The sequence below is a fragment of the Paraburkholderia sp. TE9906 genome, assembly GCF_056279605.1.
The window spans coordinates 1-18,408 of sequence record NZ_JBWCCT010000020.1 but is presented as its reverse complement, the minus strand read 5'-3'; the positions used below and the strand labels follow the sequence as shown (position 1 = coordinate 18,408).

The following is an 18,408-nucleotide window of genomic DNA, read 5'->3' as shown; positions in this document are numbered from 1 at the left end:
TTGTGCCCGCACGTCCGAGCGCAGCCTCAACATCGCGTGTGCGGGTTGAGGTACAGTGCGCGACGGACGGCAAACTCATAGCCAGAACATAGATGACACCGGCGCTCGACCGGTGGCGGAGAGGACATGCATTTTCGGCAGATCAAAAAGAACATCCGACGTACTGCAGTGGCGCTCATCGCGAGCCTGGCGGCGGCATCCGCCGCGCAGGCCGGCAGCTGGTGCGAGGGCGGCATATGGGTCGACGCCATGCTCGGCTCGTATCACATCAACCCCGATCCGAATACCGATTTCGAACAGTTCAATCCGGGCCTCGGCGTCGAATGCTGGCTCAACAATCAATGGGCGCTGACCGCCGGCGGTTTTCGTAACTCGCTGCGCCGACCTTCGTACTATGGCGGCGGCGTCTGGGCGCCGGAGTTCGCGCACTGGGGCATCGTGCGGCTCGCGGCGATGGCCGGGATCATCTCCGGCTATAACTACGGCAACTGGGGCTTGGGCCGCAATCACACGATCGGACCGGTGGTCGCGCCGATCGTGATGGTCGAATACAAACGCGTGGGCGCGAACTTCATCGTGATTCCGCCGATTCCTTCGGACGATCTGCCGTTTACGATCGGGTTTCAGGTGAAGGTGAAGTTCTGAGCGAACTACCGCTCACGCACACCAAGGTGAGCCGTTCCAGGATGGTGAGGATTTCCAGGGGATGGCGACCGTGCGGCGAATGGTGAGGAATTCCAGGAGATGTGATCACCGCGCTCAAAGGTGAGGAATTCCAGGAGATCGTCTCATCGAGGCTATAAGGTGAGGACTTCCAGGATACGGGCTCTCCATTCACCGGGAAGTGAGCCGTTCGACGAGCTGAATAGCACCCTGGAAGCCTCGAAATAGGCGCAAAGGTGAGGAATTCCAGGAGATCACCGTCAAAAGGTGAGCGATTCCAGGAGGTGATCCATGGCCGCTCAGAATCCGCACCGATGCGAAGGTGAGGATTTCCAGGGAGTCGTCGGCATGGCCGCTCAAGGTGACGTGTCGCCGATCTAACAACTCACCTATCAACGCAATGGCGCGAATCGAAGCCGCCGATCTCCTTACATCCTCTTCCATATGCAAACAAAGGGTGAACGCGCACGCATGCCGCGCAACACTTCTCGAACTCCGCGTAACCGGCGCTGGAAGACGACGTCCGCGACAGCGAGGCCGCCTCGTCGTAGTCATTGCCTGCCGAGCTTGTAACGGCCTCGTAAAACATGATCTTTCGCCGCTTGATAAGTTGCGGATGACGCATCGCATCGTCCCTCGAAACCCGAGCGACGTTGTCGCGTCACCGCAGATAGATCGAAGGAGAAAGCATGAAGAAGCTGTTGGCAATCGCGGCGCTCGCCGCACTGAGCGCAACGTTGAGCGGATGCTGGTGGGGACCGCCGCCGGCTTGGGGTGGTGGTGGTCCGGGTGGCGGCGGACCCGGTGGCGGCCACGGTGGAGGCGACGGGCCGCATGGCGCGATCGTCGTTCCGGGCAATGTCGCTCAGGGTTGAGCGACACACCTCACGTGAACCGCGCGGAAACCATGCAGCAACGATGCCGCAACCGCGCGGCAAACTGAACAGCGAACCGCTCAGGCAGCCTGAGCAGACAACTGAGCAGACAACCTGAGCGGGGAAACCTCGGCAAACAACCCCGGCCGACAACCTAAACCGGAAACGTCAGCGACACCACAAAACCCCCATCGACAGCATTGTCCGCATGAAAAGTGCCGCCGTTATAGCGCACGAGCCGTCGCACGATCGCGAGCCCCAGCCCGCAATGCGCATCGCCGCTGCGCGCTTCGTCAAGCCGCACGAACGGTTGCAATGCACGATCGAGTTGATCGGCCGGAATGCCGCTGCCGTGATCGCGCACCCGCAACGTGTAGTGGCCGTTGTGCCGCGACGTCGAGATTTCGGCGGGCGGGTCGCCATAGGTCAGCGCGTTCTCGATCAGGTTCGTCAGAATCCGGTCGAGGTCGACGAGCGGCAACCCGAAGCCATCGCCCGCTTGCAGATCGAGACGCACGAGCGCGTCGTCCGCGAGACTGTCGCCGTAATGCCGGCGGCAGTGCGCATCGACGCTTGTAGTGGGCGACGCGTCCGCCGTCTCTCGTGCGAAATCCAGAAACTGCGTGACGATGCGCGACAACGATTCCGCATCGCGCAGAAAGCCGCGCCGGTTCGCTTCATCGGGCAGCAGGTCCGCGCGCACCTGCATGCGCGTGATCGGCGCGCGCAGATCGTGCGCGACGCCTGCGAGCATCACCGCGCGTTCCTGCTCGGCTTGCGCGAGCTCATGCACCATCTGGTTGAAGTCGCCGATCAGCTCCTTTAGCTCACGCGGCCCGCTCGCCTCGACCACCGGCGCGCGATGGCCGACCCGAAACTCGCGCGCCGCGAGCGCGAGCCGATGCAAGGGCCGCTGCAAATGCCACGCGCCAAACAACGCGACGACCACCGCGAACACCAGCATCGTCGCCGAGGCGCCGAGGAAGCGGCGCGCCGGCAGCATCGAATTTTGCAGCACGAGCCAGCCGGGATGGCCCGCATAGCGCACCCAGACCGTGCCACTGTCGGGGTCGGCTACCACCTCGCTGCCGGCCGGCAACTTCGCGCGCAAGTCGGTTTCGAACGGACCCGAGGTGTTTTCGCAAGGCGCGGGGCAGCCATACGGAATCGCGTCGTTGGCGTTGACCCTGGCAATACCGAGCGTCGCCGAGATCTGCGCGGGCGTGAGCGAGCCTTCGTGTTCGGCCTCGACCGCGAGCAGCGCCGCACGCTGCGCATGGCCGGTGTCGATCTGGCCGCGCTCGCGGTCCACCAACACCATCGAGGTGACGTGAACCAGCACGATGAGGCCCACCGTCATCAACGAGAGCCGCCCGAACAGCGTGTTAAAGGGATTCTTCATCGTCACCGCCGCCGGGCACGAACATATAGCCGGTGCCGCGTATGGTCTGGATGCGGCGCGGATTGGCCGGATCGTCTTCGAGCAGACGGCGCAGGCGCCACACCGGCACGTCGATGCCGCGCTCGGTCACGTCGGAGTGCGGACCGTGCAGCAGGTCGACGAGCTTCGCGCGCGACAGCGTTTCCATCGGATGTTGGGCGAGCACTTCGAGCAGCGCATATTCGCTGCCCGTCAGCTTGAGCGGTTCGTCGTCGCGAAACAGCGTACGGGTGGCGAATTCGAGCCGGAAGCGGCCGAAGCGCAGCGCCTCGCGCTTCTCGGGCGGCGTCGACACGGTCGCGGGCGGGGCATGCCGGCGCAGCACCGCATGAATGCGCGCGAGCAATTCCTGCGGCATGAACGGCTTGCCGAGATAGTCGTCGGCGCCGAGTTCGAGACCGATTACGCGATCCACGCCGTCGGCGCGCGCGGTCAGCATGATCACCGGAATCGTGTCGCCGTTCGCGCGCAATTGCCTGAGCGCGCTGAGGCCGTCGACGCCCGGCATCATCAGATCGAGCACGATGATCGAGGGCCGCTCGCGTTCGAGCCGGCGCGCCAGATTGTTGGCGTCGTGCAGCACGGACATCTCGATGCCGCGCTGCTGGAAGAAGGTGCGGAGCAGGTCGCGAAGGTCGGCGTCGTCGTCGACCAGTAAAACCTGGATGGGCGTGTCGGACATGGCTGGGCCCTGATCGATGAGGACGATTGATGAACGGACAGCGCCGCCGCCCGTTTGTCTTACGCCGCAATATAGCGAATCGCGCGGCGGCGGCGGTTTCGGGTTCTTGTCCGGCCTTACAGTTTATTACGGCAGCGCCGCCAGTTCGAGTGGCAAGCGCGAGTCTTCGCTTCGATCCCACGCCGAGCGTTACACCTCGTAATCCCCGCCTAAGCCAACGTAAGACGCTGCTCACTATGCTGCGGCCATATCTTGCCGCTGGCATCGCGTTGCGTGGCTTTTCCTCCGCGAACGAACGACGCATGCCGGACGGCCCTTTGTCGTTTCCAGTCGAAGGATGCCCACAGCATGCCCAATCCCTCTATCGCCGCCGAGCCGTCACGACGCGCGCCGTGCTTCACGCTGCTGGCCGCCGGCGTCGCGGCCGCCACGTTCATGCTGAGCGGTTGCGGCGAACAGGCGTCGCAAGCAGCGCAATCGCCGGTTCCCGAAGTCGGCGTCGAAACGATCACGCCGCACGCCGTTGTTTCGAGCACCGAACTATCGGGGCGTCTGTCGGCGATTCGCGTCGCCGAAGTCAGGCCGCAAGTCGAAGGCATCGTCAGGCAACGCCTTTTCACCGAAGGCTCGCTGGTCGCGGCCGGCGCCGTGCTCTATCAGATCGACGCGTCCAGCTACCAGGCCACGTACGACCAGGCCGTCGGCACGCTCGCCAAAGCGGTGGCGACCGCCAACGCCGCGCAGACCAAGGCGGCGCGTTACGCGGAATTGTCGAAGATCCAGGGCGTGAGCCGCCAGGACTACGACGACGCCGTCGCCGCGCTCGACGAGGCGAAGGCCGATGTGCTCGCCGACCGCGCCGCATTGAAGACCGCGTCGATCAACCTCGGCTACACCAAAGTGGTCGCGCCGATCGCCGGACGCATCGGCAAATCGAGCGTCACCGAAGGCGCGCTCGTGACCGCCGAACAGACCACCGCGCTCGCGACGGTCCAGGCGACCGGCGAGATGTACCTCGACGTCACGCGTTCGTCGGCGGACTGGCTGCGTCTGCAGAAGGAATTCGCGAGCGGCCAGTTGCAGCAGGCGGGCAGCGACGGCGCGCTCGTGCATCTGGTGATGGAAGACGGCAGCACCTATGCGCAGCCAGGCAGGCTGCTGTTCTCCGACATCACCGTCGACCCCACCACCGGCTCGGTGACGCTGCGTTGCGTGTTTCCCAATCCGGACGGCACGTTGTTGCCCGGCATGTTCGTGCGCGCCCGGCTCGAAGAAGGCGTGAACCAGCAGGCGATCACGGTGCCGCAACTCGCGGTGTCGCGCGCGGCGGACGGCTCCGCGAGCGTGCTCACGGTCGGCGCCGACAACAAGGTCGCGCAGACGCCCGTCACCGCCGATACCGCGTCGGGCGCCGACTGGCTCATCACCCATGGCCTTAAAGCGGGCGATCGCGTGATCGTCGCGGGCTCGCAGAGGGCGCGCACCGGCGCGCTCGTCAAGCCGGTCGAAGCGGGCAGCACGCCCGCCACCGCGCACAACGCCGTTGCCGCGTCGGCCGCCCACAGCTAAAGCGAGACTCTCCCATGGCAGGTTTTTTCATCAACCGACCGATCCTCGCATGGGTCATCGCCATCGTCATCATGATGGTGGGCGGCGCTTCCATCGGGACGTTGCCGGTCGAGCAATATCCGAGCGTGGCGCCGGTATCCGTGCAGATCACGGCGACGTATCCGGGCGCATCCGCGGAGACTATCGCGACCACCGTCACCCAGGTGATCGAGCAGAAGCTGAGCGGCATCGACCATCTGCTCTACATGTCGTCCACCAGCAGTTCATCGGGCCAGGCACGCATCACGCTGACGTTCCAGCAGGGCACCGATGCGGACATCGCGCAGGTGCAGGTGCAAAACAAGGTCGAGCAGGCCAGCTCGTCGCTGCCGGAGACGGTTCAGGAGCAGGGCGTGCAGGTCGCGAAGGCCGCGAACTCGTTTCTGATGATCGTGTCGTTGTCGTCGACCGACGGCAGCACGAATTCCATCGACCTCGGCAATATCATCGCGACGCAGATCGAAGACCCGCTCACGCAGATCGACGGCGTCGGCGACGTGACGCTGTTCGGCGCGCAGCACGCGATGCGCATCTGGCTCGATCCGGTCAAGCTGCAAGCGGTCGGCCTCACCACCAGCGACGTCACCACTGCGATCACGAATCAGAACGTGCAGCTGTCGGTGGGACAGATCGGCGGCTCGCCGTCCACGAAAACCCAGGCGCTCAACGCGACGATTTCCGCATCGAGCCTGCTCACCACCCCCGCGCAGTTCGGCGACATTCTGTTGCGCGTGAACAGCGACGGCTCGAAGGTGATGCTCAAGGATGTCGCGCGCATCGAGGTGGGCGGCGACGATTACAGCACGGATTCACGCCTGAACGGCAAGCCGGCCGCCTCGCTCGCGGTCAAGCTCGCGAGCGGCGCGAATGCGATGAGCGTCGCGAAGGCCGTGCGCGCGAAGCTCACCGAACTGAGCGCGCAATTGCCGCGCAACGTCGTGGTCGATTATCCGTACGACACCACGCCCTTCGTGAAGATTTCGATCGAAGAGGTGGTGAAGACGCTGATCGAAGCGGTGATGCTGGTGTTCGTCGTGATGTACGTGTTCCTGCAGAACCTGCGCGCGACGCTGATTCCGACCATCGTCGTGCCGGTTGCGTTGCTCGGCACGTTCGCGGTGATGTCGGTGGTCGGCTTCTCGATCAACGTGCTGTCGATGTTCGGGCTCGTTCTGGCGATCGGCTTGCTGGTGGACGACGCGATCGTGGTCGTCGAAAACGTCGAGCGCCTGATCGCGGAAGAGGGGCTGTCGCCGCTCGAAGCGACCCGCAAGGCGATGAAGCAGATCACCGGCGCGCTGGTTGGCATCACGACGGTGCTGGTTGCCGTGTTCATTCCGATGGCGTTCTTCTCGGGATCGACGGGCGCGATCTACCGGCAGTTTTCGGTGACGATCGTCGCGGCGATGCTGCTCTCCGTGTTCCTCGCGCTGACGCTCACGCCCGCGCTGTGCGCAACGCTGCTGCGGCGCGCGGACGTCGCGCATCATCCGAAGCGTGGCGTGCTCGGGTGGTTCAACCGCGTGCTCGCACGCGGCACCGATCGCTATGATTCGGCGGTCTCGCGCGTGCTAGGCAATCCGGTGCGCTACATGGTGATCTACCTGCTGATCGGCGGCGTCGTGGCGCTGCTCTTCATGAAGCTGCCGTCGTCGTATCTGCCCGACGAGGATCAAGGCACCCTCATCACGTCGATTTCCGCGCCTGCGGGCACGCCCGCCGCGCAGACCCTGGAAGTCGTGAAGAAGGTCGAGGCGTATTACCTCGGACTTCCGCAGGTGGACAAGATCATCACGCTGACCGGTTTCAGCTTCAACGGCTCGGGCCAGAACAACGCGCTCGCATTCGTGAGCCTCAAGGACTGGAGCAAGCGGCGCGGCAGCGACGGCTCGGCGGCGGCGCTGATCCAGCATGCGAACCAGCACTTCGCCGCCACGCGCGACGCGCAGATTTTCGCGCTCAATCCGCCAGCGATTCAGGAGCTCGGCACGCAGAGCGGACTCGACTTCGAACTGGAAGACCGCATGGGCCAGGGCCACGACAAGCTGATGGCCGCGCGCCAGCTGTTGATCGCACTCGCGGCCAAAGATAGCGCATTGTCCGGCATGCGCCCCGGCGGCCTCGACGATACGCCGCAGTTTCATGTCGATATCGATCGCGAGAAGGCGAGCGCGCTGGGGCTGTCCATCGCCGATGTGAACGATACGTTGCAGACCGCGTTCGGCTCGGCGTATGTGAACAACTATGTCGATACGGGACGCATCCAGAAGGTCTACGTGCAGGCCGATGCGCCATACCGGATGATGCCGTCCGACATTGGACGGTGGTACGTGAGGGCGAGTACGACAAGCAGCTCAAGTAGTTCGAGTTCGACCAGCAGTTCGAGCGCAACGAGCACGACCAGCACCACAAGCACGACCAGCACGACCAGCAGCTACGACAGCCAGATGGTGCCGTTCTCGGCGTTCGCCACCGGTAAGTGGACCTTCGGACCGCCGCAGATCGAGCGATTCAACCGCACGCTGGCGATGGAAATCACCGCGCAAACCGGCGCGAACACCAGCACCGGCCAGGCGATGGCCGCCGTCGATGCGCTCGTGAAAAAACTGCCCGCCGGCTACGGCATCGACTGGACCGGGCAATCGTACCAGGAGCGCGTGGCCGGTTCGCATGCGATCTATCTGTACGCGATCTCGCTCGTCGTGGTGTTCCTGTGCCTTGCCGGTCTATATGAGAGCTGGTCGATTCCGCTCGCGGTGATTCTGGTCGTGCCGCTCGGCGTGCTCGGCGCGGTGCTGGGCGCGCATCTTCGCGGGCTGTCCGACGACATCTACTTCAAGGTCGGCCTGCTCGCCACGATCGGTCTGTCCACCAAGAACGCGATCCTGATCGTCGAGTTCGCCAAGGACCTGCAAGCCCAGGGACGCGGCCTGATCGAAGCCACGATCGAAGCCGCGCGGCTGCGTTTGCGGCCGATCCTGATGACCTCGCTCGCCTTCATTTTCGGCGTGCTCCCGCTCGTCATCAGCACCGGCGCCGGTTCGGCGAGCCGGCATGCGATCGGCACCGGCGTGATGGGCGGCATGATCGCCGCGACCATTCTCGCGATCTTTTTCGTGCCGGTGTTTTTTGTCGTCGTGCGCCGTCTGTTCGGTGAACACGGCGACGCCAAGCAACAGGAAGGTGTCGAATGATGAGACTCAAACCGGGCGCGTGCATGGTCGCGTTCGCCTTTGCCATGCTGACGGGATGCACGCTCGACCCGCACTATGAACGGCCCGCGGCGCCCGTCGCGGCGACGTATCCGCAAGGCGATGCGTATGAAAGCACGAGCGCCGCCGCGCGGGCAAAAGCAACGGCAAACGCGAGCGCGGAAGCGGCGAGCGGCACTGCCGCAACGACCGCAACGACCGCAACGACCGCAACGACCGCAACCATCAGCGCCGCCACTGCCCCGCTAGCCACCGACACCGCATGGCGCACGTTCTTCCGCGACGAGCGCCTGCAACGTTTGATCGACATCGCGCTCGCCAACAATCGCGACATGCGCGTGGCCGCGTTGAACGTGGCCGAATACGAAGCGCAATACCGCATCGCACGCGCCGCGCTTGCGCCGTCGATCAGCGCGAGCGGCAGCCTGACCCGCGAACGCACCGAAGGCGTGACGAGCAGCGTCAGCAATCTGAGCGTCGGCACCACGTCGTGGGAGATCGACTTCTTTGGACGCCTGCGCAGCCTCAAGCGTCAGGCGCTGGAGACCTACCTCGCAACCGACGCGTCGCGGCAAAGCACACAGATCAGCCTGATCGCCACGGTGGCGACCGACTATCTGACCTTGCTGGCCGACGAGCGTCTGCTGCAGTTGACCGAAGACACAGTGAAGGCGAATCAATCCACGTTCGATGTGACGAAGCGCGTCCAGGAGCTGGGCAATTCTTCGCTGCTCGACGTGCAGCAGGCGCAGAACTCGCTCGCGAGCGCGCGGGCCAGCCTCGCGTCCTACCGGCGCGCGGTCGCGCAGGACCGCAACAATCTGGTGGCCGTGCTAGGCGCGCCGATTCCCGACGACCTGCCGCCTCCCCGCGCATTCGACGACGAATCGATGTTCGCCGATATCGGTGCGGGCGTGCCGTCGCTGCTGCTCACCCGTCGTCCGGATATCGTCCAGGCGGAGCATGCGTTGAAGGCGGCGAACGCGAACGTCGGCGCCGCGCGCGCGGCGTTCTTCCCGAAGATCGAGTTGACCGCGTCGGCCGGCACGTCGAGTTCGACGCTCTCGAATCTGTTCAAGGCGGGCACGGGTGCCTGGGCGTTTGCGCCGAGCGTATCGGTGCCGATCTTCGATTACGGCAGCAATAAGGCATCGCTCGATGTCGCGAAGATCGAAAAGCAGATCGAGGTGGCCGACTACGAAAGCGCGATTCAGACCGCGTTCAAGGAAGTATCGAACGCACTGACGGCGCGCGCCACTTACGTCGATCAGGTGCAGGCGGATCGCGACTACGTGGCCTCCGCGCAGCGCTACTACACGCTCGCCGAAGCGCGCTACAAGGCGGGCACGGACAGCTTCCTCACCTTTCTCGACGCGCAACGCACGCTGTTTACCGCGCAACAGCAGCTTGCGACGGATAGCCTGTCGCGGCAGGCGAATCTCGTGACGCTATACAAGGTGCTGGGCGGTGGTTGGGAACACGGCTGACAGCGAACAGGTGAGAAGATTCGGGAGCCGGCGAGGTGAGAATATGCACACCTGTCGGCGCACTTTAGCCCCGAAGGTGAGGAAATTCGGGAGCCCAGGCGGACGCGTGCGGCGCGATCGAATTCGGGCGAAGTCGTGTGCATCGAGCGTTTTTCCTAGCGACGTAATCGCGTCGCAATAGAAAGGGCATTGGATAACGGCCTTTTCCACGCAAACTTTAGAACTCAATTTAGCCCCTCGGGTGTGCGAAAAAAGCGATGTAGTCATCGCTGAGTAATATGCATCGGCAATACTCCGCAGCGCTGCAAGTCAGACCATATATTTCGCACAAAAACGCGCTGCTCCGATCGAGGGCTGGCGCGCAGGCCAGACCCCGGGGGTTCAAATGACGATCCGTCATCGCATCACGCTATTGGTTGTTCTGATGTTCGCCGCCTTGTCGGCGATCGGCGGCTATGCCGTCTACCAGACGCGCGGCAGCGCCGCCGAAGTACGCAAGGTGACCGAGGGCGTGGTGCCCAGCGCACTCGCATCCGCCGACCTCGTGTCGCAAGTCAAGGACGTGCAGCTCGCCACGATGACGCTCGTCTATGCGCCCGACGCCAACATGGTCGCCCAGGCCGAGGACGAGCTGAAGAAGAAAAAAGCCTCGCTGCAACAGGCACTCGCGCTGCAGGCCAGGGAGGCCGCGAGCCACGCGCAGCAGGGTCTCGTCGTGCAGGCGAAGGACAGCCTGGAGAACTACTTCTCCGCGATTGCCGACACCGCGAAAATGAAAGCCGACGGCAAGAACGAACTCGCGCAGGCGTATCTGTTCGCTAACGTCGCGCAGTATCGCGACGAGCTCGAAGGCATCGTCGAGACCTTGCGCGTCGAGAAGAATCGCGAGAAAGACGACGCGATCACGGCGCTGAACGCCACGCTCGCCACGACGACCACGGCCATCGCATCCGTCACCGGCCTTGCGATCATTCTGCTCACTTCGATCGGCGCGCTCCTCTATCGCCAGATCACCCGCCCGCTCAGCCACATGCAGGCCATGATGAGCGAGATCGCGTCGAGCCAGGACTTCACGCGCCGCGTGCCGGTGGGACGGCTCGACGAGATCGGCTGCTCGATCGTCGCGTTCAACGGCATGATCGAGAAGATTCAGGAAAGCTCCGCGCAACTCAAACAGAAAACCGCCGACATCCAGGCGATGTTGCAGAACATGCAGCAAGGCATTCTGACGGTGGTCGACGGCGCGAAGATTCACGCGGAGTACTCGGCGTATCTGGAAGACATCTTCGAGACGAAGGACATCGCCGGGCGCGCCCTGATGGACCTCGTTTTCGCGGATACCGAACTCGGCGCCGACGCGCTGTCGCAAATCGACGCGGCCACCCATGCGTGCCTCGGCGAAGACTGCATCAACTTCGCGTTCAATCAGCACCTGCTGGTGGGCGAGATTTCGAAGCGCATGCCCGATGGCCGCGTGAAGATACTCGACCTCAGCTGGTCGGCAATCACTGACGAAAACGACACCGTCGTGCGCCTGATGCTGTGCGTGCGCGACGTCACCGAACTGCGCAAGCTCGCTGCCGAAGCGAGCGAACAGCGCCGCCGCCTCGACATGATCGGCGAGATTCTCGCGGTCAGCGAGGAGAAGTTCCATCACTTCATCGAGAGTTCGGCGGGCTTTGTCAGCGAGAACGAGCGCATCATTCGCAAGCATTCCGAAGCGGATCATGCGGCGATCGCCGAATTGTTCCGCAACATGCACACCATCAAGGGCAATGCGCGGACCTACAACCTGCAGCATCTGACCAACGTCGTGCACGAAACCGAGCGCAGCTATCACGAACTGCGCCAGCCGGACGCGGATCGCTCGTGGGATCAGGAGCATCTGATGCGCGAACTGACGCGGGTGCGCGAGGCGATCGAAAGCTACGCGAAGATCAACGAGCAAAGCCTCGGACGCAAGGGCAAAGGCCAGGCGAACGATGCGGGCAACGCGGGCCGCTACGTGATGGTCGACAAGGACGACATCCAGCAGACACTCAATATGCTGGAGCGCACCGACGCCGCCGAGCTTCACGCGTTGCAGTCGATGCGCGATGCGCTGCGCCGCACGCTGCGCGCACTGGGCAGCCAGAGCGTGCACGACGCGCTGTCCGGCGTGCTGGACTCGCTGCCGTCGCTCGCGAGCGAGTTGGGCAAGCCCGCGCCGGCCGTGCGGATCGACGACAACGGTTACCGTTTGCGCGGTCAGGCGGGCGGCACGCTGAGCAACGTGTTCATGCATCTGCTGCGCAATTCGATCGACCACGGCATCGAACCCGCCGAGGTTCGCGGTGCGCAAGGCAAAACCCCGGCCGGCACGATCGACATTGAAGTGGGCGTGGACAGCGGCGCCTTGCAGATCACGCTCAGCGACGACGGCCGCGGTCTCGCGCTCGAGCGGATTCGCGGCATCGCGCAGGAACGCGGCTGGATCGGCAATGACGACACGCTGAGCGACGAGGCGGTGGCCGAGTTCATTTTCCGGCCGGGCTTCTCGACGGCTGAGACGGTTACCGAAGTGTCGGGGCGTGGCGTCGGCATGGACGCCGTACGCGATTTCCTGCGGCGCGAGAACGGCAGCATCGAACTGCGCTTCACCGACGACCACACGGGCGCGCCGTTCCGTCAGTTCCAGACGATCGTCTGCCTGCCGGACAGCGTCGCGGTCGACACGCTCGGCGTTCAGGCGCGCGGCCGGGCCGGCGAACTGCAACTCGACGCAGTGGCGGGCTGAGCGCCGACCGACGGACTTCGCAAGGATTGGTTGTGATGCAACAGTATCAAGAGTATCTATTCGCTGCGCTGGCGGGCGGCGCGTTGATCGCGCTGCCGGCATGGGCCGCTCACAAGCTGCACAGCGCGAAGCTGACGGCGCGACTGCGCGGCGAAGCGCAAACGCGGATCGACGCGCTCGAAGCCGCGCACGCGGCGCATCGCGAAGCGCTGCAAGAACACGAGCAAGCCGAGCAGGCACTGCATGCGTTGACCGAACAGTTGCGTGACGAGTTGATGCAGCAGTCGGCCCGCGCCGATGAATTGCGGGCGTCACTCGACGCCGCGCACGGGAGCACGGAGCAGTGGACCGGCCAGGCGCGCCAGATCGCCGGTGAGGCTGCGCGTCTGAAGGGACTCGGCGCGACGTTCGAGCGCTGGCACGAGCAGATGATCTCGCTGATGACGCAGAACCACGACATGCACGCGAAGAATCAGGAGTTGTCGTCGATCGTGCGGCATGTGGTGATCGTGTCGCTGAACGCGTCGATCGAAGCGGCGCGCGCGGGTCCGGCCGGTCGCGGCTTCGCGGTGGTGGCAAGCGAAGTGCGCTCGCTCGCCGCGCGTTCCGAGGAGTTGTCGAAGAGCTATCGCGACAGCTTGCATCGCAACGACCTGACCACGACATCCACGTTCCAGGACATCCAGGCGGGCGGCAAGATGATCGCGGCGTCGCTTGCCAGTGTCGAGTCGCTCGCCAACCGCTTTCATGCGCAGCTCGATCAGGTGCCGATGTGATTTCGGCCCAGGCCCGCGACAGCTTCGAACGCATCTTCCGCAAGGCGGCGCAAACGCGCCTGCTCGCGAATGCGGACGACCTCTGCGAGATCGCACCGCTTGCCGAAGCCGGCGCCGGCGCAACGAAGGACACGCAGGTGGTCGTGCTGACCATTTCGTCGATCGTATTCAGGCTGCTGCTGATCCTGCATTTCGACGAAGACGACAGCACGCGCGGCTACTACCTGAACGGCACCGACGAGCGCCCGTTCCAGGAAGCGTTTCTGGAAATCTGCAACCTGTGTTGCGGCGCGATGAACCAGGAGCTGCTGCGCTATTTTCCAGACCTCGGCATGTCGACGCCGTATGTGTTGAACGCGCATTGCCTGCCTCATCTGCATGAATTGAAGCCGGCTCTGCTGTCGTCGTATTCGGTCGTGCTCAACGGCGACGTGCGGCTCGCCGCGACCGTGTGCGTATGCGCGCATGCGCCGCTCGACTTCGTCGCGGACACGAGCGCCATCGAAGAAACCAGCGGCGAACTGGAGTTGTTTTGACCATGACAGCACGCGTCGCCGCCATCAGGAAAGCGAAATGAATTTCAACGAGCCGGTCAGCAAGGTGTTGGTGCTGGACGATTGCCCCGGGCACAAAGAGGCGCTCAAGCGCTTTTGCGACGAGAACAATCTGGTCGGCGTGAAAGTGGGCAAGAACCGCTTGCAGTCGGTGCTGCGCTCGAACATCGATCTCGGCGCGGTACTGTTCGCCGAAAACTACGGCGGTTCGCCCGAGGCCAGCGCCGAACTCGCGATCAGGATCAACGCGGTGCGTCCCGAGTTGCCGATCATCATGCGGCGTGAGCGCGACCCGAGCACGGAGGGCCTGCCCGAGAGCCTGCGCCGCGTGGTCTGCGCCGCTTACGTCGCGCACGATATGGCGCCGCTGCGCCGCGTGATCGACGAATACATTTTCAGCCTCGACTATCCGAATGCGCTGGTGCGCGGTATCGCCGAAATGACCCAGGCGATTCTCGGCGACGTGTTCAAGGACCTGACCATTACGTGCGATACGCCGTACATCGTGCGCGACCGCATCATCTTTGGCGAAGTGTTCAGCCTGATTCCGCTGGAAAGCGCGTGGTGCCGCGGCTACATGATGATGCAGGCCGAAGAGACCCCGATTCTCGACTTGCTCGACCGTTACCGGATGATCGACAACGCGCCCGACGGCGAGGCGGATTTCCGCGATCTGAACAGCGTGCTCGGCGAAGTGACGAACCTCGTATGGGGCTCGTTCAAGAATCGCTATGTCGGCGACGCGGATGCTTCGCGGCGCAGCGGCGTGCAAGTGCCGCTGCTGGTGAATCACAAGCACAAGTACATCTCGTTCGGCAGCGGCAATCCGCAACTGTGCTTCATGTACTGGCTGCGTGAGCCGCAATCGGGCCGCGCGGTCAGGTTGCATCAACGTTTCGTGTTCAGCCTGAGCTGGTCGCCGGAAGATTTCAGGGAAGTCTCCGGCGATGTCGGCGCGATGGTCGAAGCAGGCGAACTGGATTTGTTCTGAGTAGTGTCAAAGGAAACAACATGGCGAAAATTCTGGTGGTGGATGACTCGAGCACGGTGCGCGACGAAGTGGCCGGCTTTCTGAAGAAGAACGGCCTGGACGTCGATACGGCGGTGGACGGCAAGGACGGCCTCGCCAGGTTGAAAGCCAGCCCCGGCATCAAGCTCGTGATCAGCGACGTCAACATGCCGAACATGGACGGCCTGACGATGGTCGAGAAGATTCGCGGCGAACTCGCGAACACGACGGTAAACGTCATCATGCTGACCACCGAAAGCAGCCCGGCGATGAAGGAGCGCGGCAAGGCGGCCGGCGTCAAAGGCTGGATCGTCAAGCCGTTCAAGGGCGATGCGGTGCTGGAAACGCTCCGCAAGCTGGCGGGCTAAGCGGCTCGGCGGCGGCGCGGCACGCGAAAGGTGAGGGTTTTCGGGAGCCGTGAAACCGGTGATTTGCAAAGCATGATTCGCTATAACGGCGGCTGTTGAAACACGCTAGTCTCCCAGTGAATGTGAACGACACCGGGTGACTTGCAATGGCGGCGAAACCTTCTGGGCGCATAGATACCATCACTGCGAAGGCGGTGACGGCGCACGCGCGCGTCCTGGCACAACGGGCTTAGGACGAAGCCGGACATGTGCCAATTGCTCGCCCTCAGTTGCGCGGAACCCACCGACGTCAGCTTCTCGCTGACCGGCTTCGCCGCGCGTGGCGGCCTGACCGATCATCATGTCGACGGCTGGGGCGTGGCGTTCTATGAAGACCGCGCGTGCCGCGTCTTCGTCGATGAAAGGCCGGCGTATCAATCGCCCGTCGCCGAGTTTCTGAAAAGCTATCCGATCAAGTCGCGCAATGTCGTCGCGCACATCCGCAAGGCGACCCAAGGCGGTGCGCGGGTCGAGAACTGCCATCCGTTCATGCGCGAGTTGCGCGGCCAGCAATGGGTGTTCGCGCACAACGGCGACCTGCAGCCGTTCCGCGAGCAGGAGCCGGGGCCGTTCGCGCCGGTCGGCTCGACCGATAGCGAAGCGGCGTTCTGCTTCATCATGAACCGCCTGCACGCGCATTTCGCAACGCATGCGGATGCAGACCCGGATGACATCGACGCGGTGTTCGACGTCATCGAGCACGCGACGCGCACGCTCAACGTCTTCGGCATCTTCAACTTCGTGCTGTCGAACGGCAAGGCGCAGTTTGCGTATTGCTCGACGCGTCTGTCATACGTGATACGCCATTGGCCGTTTTCGAGCGCGCGTCTGGTGGACGATGATCTGACGGTGAACTTCGCCGAGCGCGGCACGCCGTCCGACCGGACGGCGGTGATCGCTACGACGCCGTTGACCGATGAAGTCTGGACCGCCTGCAAGCCTGGTGATCTGCTGATGTTTCGCAGTGGCGCGCTGTTGCGGCGCGCCTATGTTGCCGTTCCCGCCGAAGTCCTCGCGACCTCGAAGTACGCACCCTCCGAGCTATCCGCTGCGATGGCGGCGTGACTTCGCGCTGCGCGTGTCTTGCGAAGGAATGACGCTGAGCGCGGGCGTTTTTTACCTTGAATTAAGGGGTTAACCGCCGGGCACCGATGACTGCCGGACGCCATCGCACGTGCTGATTGCGTGCGTGAATTGATCGGTTGCCTTCGAACGGCCTGGCTTCAATATGCTCCTCGCGGCTCTACGGTGAGAACATTCGGGAGCCGAAGGCTTTGGACGATACGTGAGTCCGTGCGCCTCGCTTTGCCTCACTCTTCGCCAATTGCGATGACAAGGTCGGCCAACACTCGCTGATCGATGCGGTGGTGTTGGCCTGGCGGCGCACTCCGCCACTGCGCATTGCTGCGCTCAACGTGACGGATAGTGCGTGCTGTATCAACGGTTTAGTCGTCAGCCCGATGGGCGGTGGGGAATCCATACGCCGTTGCTGCCAGAGCCGTCGTGCGCGTCGCACAATACCGCGCGCAACGCGTTGCCCCTCACGGTTCCTGGATCGGCGCGCTGATCACTCCGTACTGCGCGAAAGGTGAGGGTTTGCGGGAGTAGCCTGTTTCGCACCCACCGCAGCACGCCCAGCATGCCTTTGCGCCCTGCCCCCAAGCTCGAAAGGTGAGCGTTTTCGGGAGCTGTTCGAGCGACGCCTCAAGCCGAACCCGCACCGCTGCGCGGCAAAGGTGAGATTTTTCGGGAGGCGTCGTTGTCGCGCGTTACGCCGGTTTGGCGATCTCGCGGATGTCGGCCACTGGCGTTTGCCCGAATGCATCGTCGAGCGCGTAGTCGACCAATTGCGCGGCGCATTGTTCCGGCGTCGACAGTTGGCCGTTGCGTTTAAGGTCTTCGAACTTCGGGCGCATCGGGAACTGCTCTTCGCCGCTGCCGCGAATCTCCGCCTGCATGTCCGTATCGACGACGCCCGGCGCGAGGCTGCAAATGCGCAGCGCGCGGTTTGCATCGAGCGTGACTGCGCGCGCGTGATGATCGAGCGCGGCCTTGGTCGCGCAGTAGATGCTCCAGCCGGGATACGCATTGCGGGCCGCGCCGCTCGAAATGTGCACGATGCGCCGGTCGCTCGCATCGACGGCCGCTGCGGCGAGCGCGCTGGCCAGCATCAGCGGCGTGGCCACGTTGAGGCTCACCGCGCCAGCGATAGCCGCCGCGTCCTGCCCTTCGATCGGACCGATGGGTTGCACCATGCCCGCGTTGTTGATCAGCAGAACCGTTTGTGCGCCGCTGACGAATGCGCGCAGTGCGTCGGTTGCGATCCATTGCGCGACGCGGGTGGGGTCGGCCAGTTCCAGTTCGATTTCTTCGAGCTGTGTCGGGAAGCGTGTCTTGAGGGTTGCATGACGCGAGCGGGACAGGCCCAGCACGGTGACGTTGCGTGCGATCAGTTGTTCGGCGAGCGCCGCGCCCAGGCCGCGCGTGTGGCCGGTGACGATTGCGCGAATGGGAGACGTGGAGGGCATGGGGTTCCTTGTGGACGGTGGCTGGCAAGGGGCCATTTTCTCATAGGGTTTTTTGTGGGGCTTTGCGGGTGGGATGGGCGATGGGGTTTGTTTTGGCGGTTGTGGGGGAGAGGGTTCGCGCGGGTAGAGGGGATGCAATCGCGGCGGTGCCTTGGCGGGGCTAGTCCTTCTGGACGTGGTCATGAAGGGCTTATTGCAACCCACGTCAGCCATTCGTACCCTTGCGCTGTCGACGGCAGCGACGGGGAAGCTTGCAGTCGCCCGTGGCGGCAAGCCAGCCGATGCCCGCGGGACGGGAGGTGTCAGGAATTTTGTGTGCTGAGGTCGGTTAAAAAATCTCAGCTCATCGCGGCGGTGAATCGCTCGCCGAACAGAATGGCGAACTGATTG

At 63.8% G+C, this 18,408-nt stretch carries 14 protein-coding genes; 11 read left to right on the top strand and 3 right to left on the bottom strand.

Features of this window, described 5'->3' with window-relative positions; translation table 11 throughout:
* Positions 1 to 126 precede the first annotated feature (126 nt).
* Positions 127 to 645, top strand: coding sequence for a hypothetical protein (locus ACZ9H4_RS33575; RefSeq protein WP_408141872.1), 519 nt, complete (start codon positions 127 to 129; stop codon positions 643 to 645).
* A 707-nt stretch (positions 646 to 1,352) separates the two neighbouring features.
* Complete coding sequence (locus ACZ9H4_RS33570; protein ID WP_408154584.1) at positions 1,353 to 1,538, top strand: hypothetical protein; 186 nt, start codon at positions 1,353 to 1,355, stop codon at positions 1,536 to 1,538.
* A gap of 154 nt (positions 1,539 to 1,692) precedes the next feature.
* Here ACZ9H4_RS33570 and ACZ9H4_RS33565 read toward each other — a convergent pair whose 3' ends face one another.
* Both ACZ9H4_RS33565 and ACZ9H4_RS33560 read right to left on the bottom strand, forming a co-directional pair.
* Entirely contained in the window at positions 1,693 to 2,940 is a 1,248-nt protein-coding gene (locus tag ACZ9H4_RS33565) for an ATP-binding protein (RefSeq protein ID WP_476122529.1), read from the bottom strand.
* Complete coding sequence (locus tag ACZ9H4_RS33560; protein WP_408141867.1) at positions 2,924 to 3,661, bottom strand: response regulator; 738 nt, start codon at positions 3,659 to 3,661, stop codon at positions 2,924 to 2,926. The genes ACZ9H4_RS33565 and ACZ9H4_RS33560 overlap by 17 nt, the downstream gene beginning before the upstream one ends.
* 348 nt (positions 3,662 to 4,009) lie before the next feature.
* Between ACZ9H4_RS33560 and ACZ9H4_RS33555 the strand changes: the two genes are divergently transcribed.
* The 9 genes from ACZ9H4_RS33555 to ACZ9H4_RS33515 all read left to right on the top strand — a co-directional run bounded on the left by ACZ9H4_RS33555 (position 4,010) and on the right by ACZ9H4_RS33515 (position 16,555).
* The gene (locus ACZ9H4_RS33555; RefSeq protein WP_476122528.1) at positions 4,010 to 5,230 is read left to right on the top strand and encodes an efflux RND transporter periplasmic adaptor subunit; all 1,221 of its coding nucleotides are present in this window, start codon (positions 4,010 to 4,012) and stop codon (positions 5,228 to 5,230) included.
* Positions 5,231 to 5,244: 14 nt separating this feature from the next.
* Positions 5,245 to 8,463, top strand: coding sequence for an efflux RND transporter permease subunit (locus ACZ9H4_RS33550; RefSeq protein WP_476122527.1), 3,219 nt, complete (start codon positions 5,245 to 5,247; stop codon positions 8,461 to 8,463).
* Entirely contained in the window at positions 8,460 to 9,968 is a 1,509-nt protein-coding gene (locus ACZ9H4_RS33545; RefSeq protein ID WP_476122526.1) for an efflux transporter outer membrane subunit, read from the top strand. Before ACZ9H4_RS33550 ends, ACZ9H4_RS33545 begins: the two co-directional genes overlap by 4 nt.
* Before the next feature lie 385 nt (positions 9,969 to 10,353).
* The gene (locus ACZ9H4_RS33540; RefSeq protein WP_476122525.1) at positions 10,354 to 12,744 is read left to right on the top strand and encodes an ATP-binding protein; all 2,391 of its coding nucleotides are present in this window, start codon (positions 10,354 to 10,356) and stop codon (positions 12,742 to 12,744) included.
* A gap of 35 nt (positions 12,745 to 12,779) precedes the next feature.
* Positions 12,780 to 13,520 (top strand): methyl-accepting chemotaxis protein, encoded by a 741-nt coding sequence (locus tag ACZ9H4_RS33535; protein WP_476122524.1) that lies wholly within the window; start codon positions 12,780 to 12,782, stop codon positions 13,518 to 13,520.
* The gene (locus ACZ9H4_RS33530; RefSeq protein WP_408141855.1) at positions 13,517 to 14,056 is read left to right on the top strand and encodes a hypothetical protein; all 540 of its coding nucleotides are present in this window, start codon (positions 13,517 to 13,519) and stop codon (positions 14,054 to 14,056) included. The genes ACZ9H4_RS33535 and ACZ9H4_RS33530 overlap by 4 nt, the downstream gene beginning before the upstream one ends.
* 37 nt (positions 14,057 to 14,093) lie before the next feature.
* A complete protein-coding gene (locus ACZ9H4_RS33525; RefSeq protein ID WP_408141854.1) occupies positions 14,094 to 15,065 on the top strand; it encodes a chemotaxis protein CheX in 972 nt (323 codons plus the stop codon).
* A 20-nt stretch (positions 15,066 to 15,085) separates the two neighbouring features.
* Positions 15,086 to 15,451, top strand: a complete 366-nt coding sequence (locus ACZ9H4_RS33520; RefSeq protein ID WP_408141853.1) for a response regulator — start codon at positions 15,086 to 15,088, stop codon at positions 15,449 to 15,451.
* Between the two features lie 246 nt (positions 15,452 to 15,697).
* Positions 15,698 to 16,555: a class II glutamine amidotransferase gene (locus tag ACZ9H4_RS33515; protein ID WP_408141851.1), complete on the top strand. Its 858-nt coding sequence runs from the start codon at positions 15,698 to 15,700 to the stop codon at positions 16,553 to 16,555.
* Between the two features lie 704 nt (positions 16,556 to 17,259).
* Here ACZ9H4_RS33515 and ACZ9H4_RS33510 read toward each other — a convergent pair.
* Positions 17,260 to 18,018 carry an SDR family oxidoreductase gene (locus tag ACZ9H4_RS33510; RefSeq protein WP_476122523.1) on the bottom strand — a complete coding sequence of 253 codons (759 nt, stop codon included), beginning with the start codon at positions 18,016 to 18,018 and terminating at the stop codon, positions 17,260 to 17,262.
* Between the last annotated feature and the right edge of the window lie 390 nt (positions 18,019 to 18,408).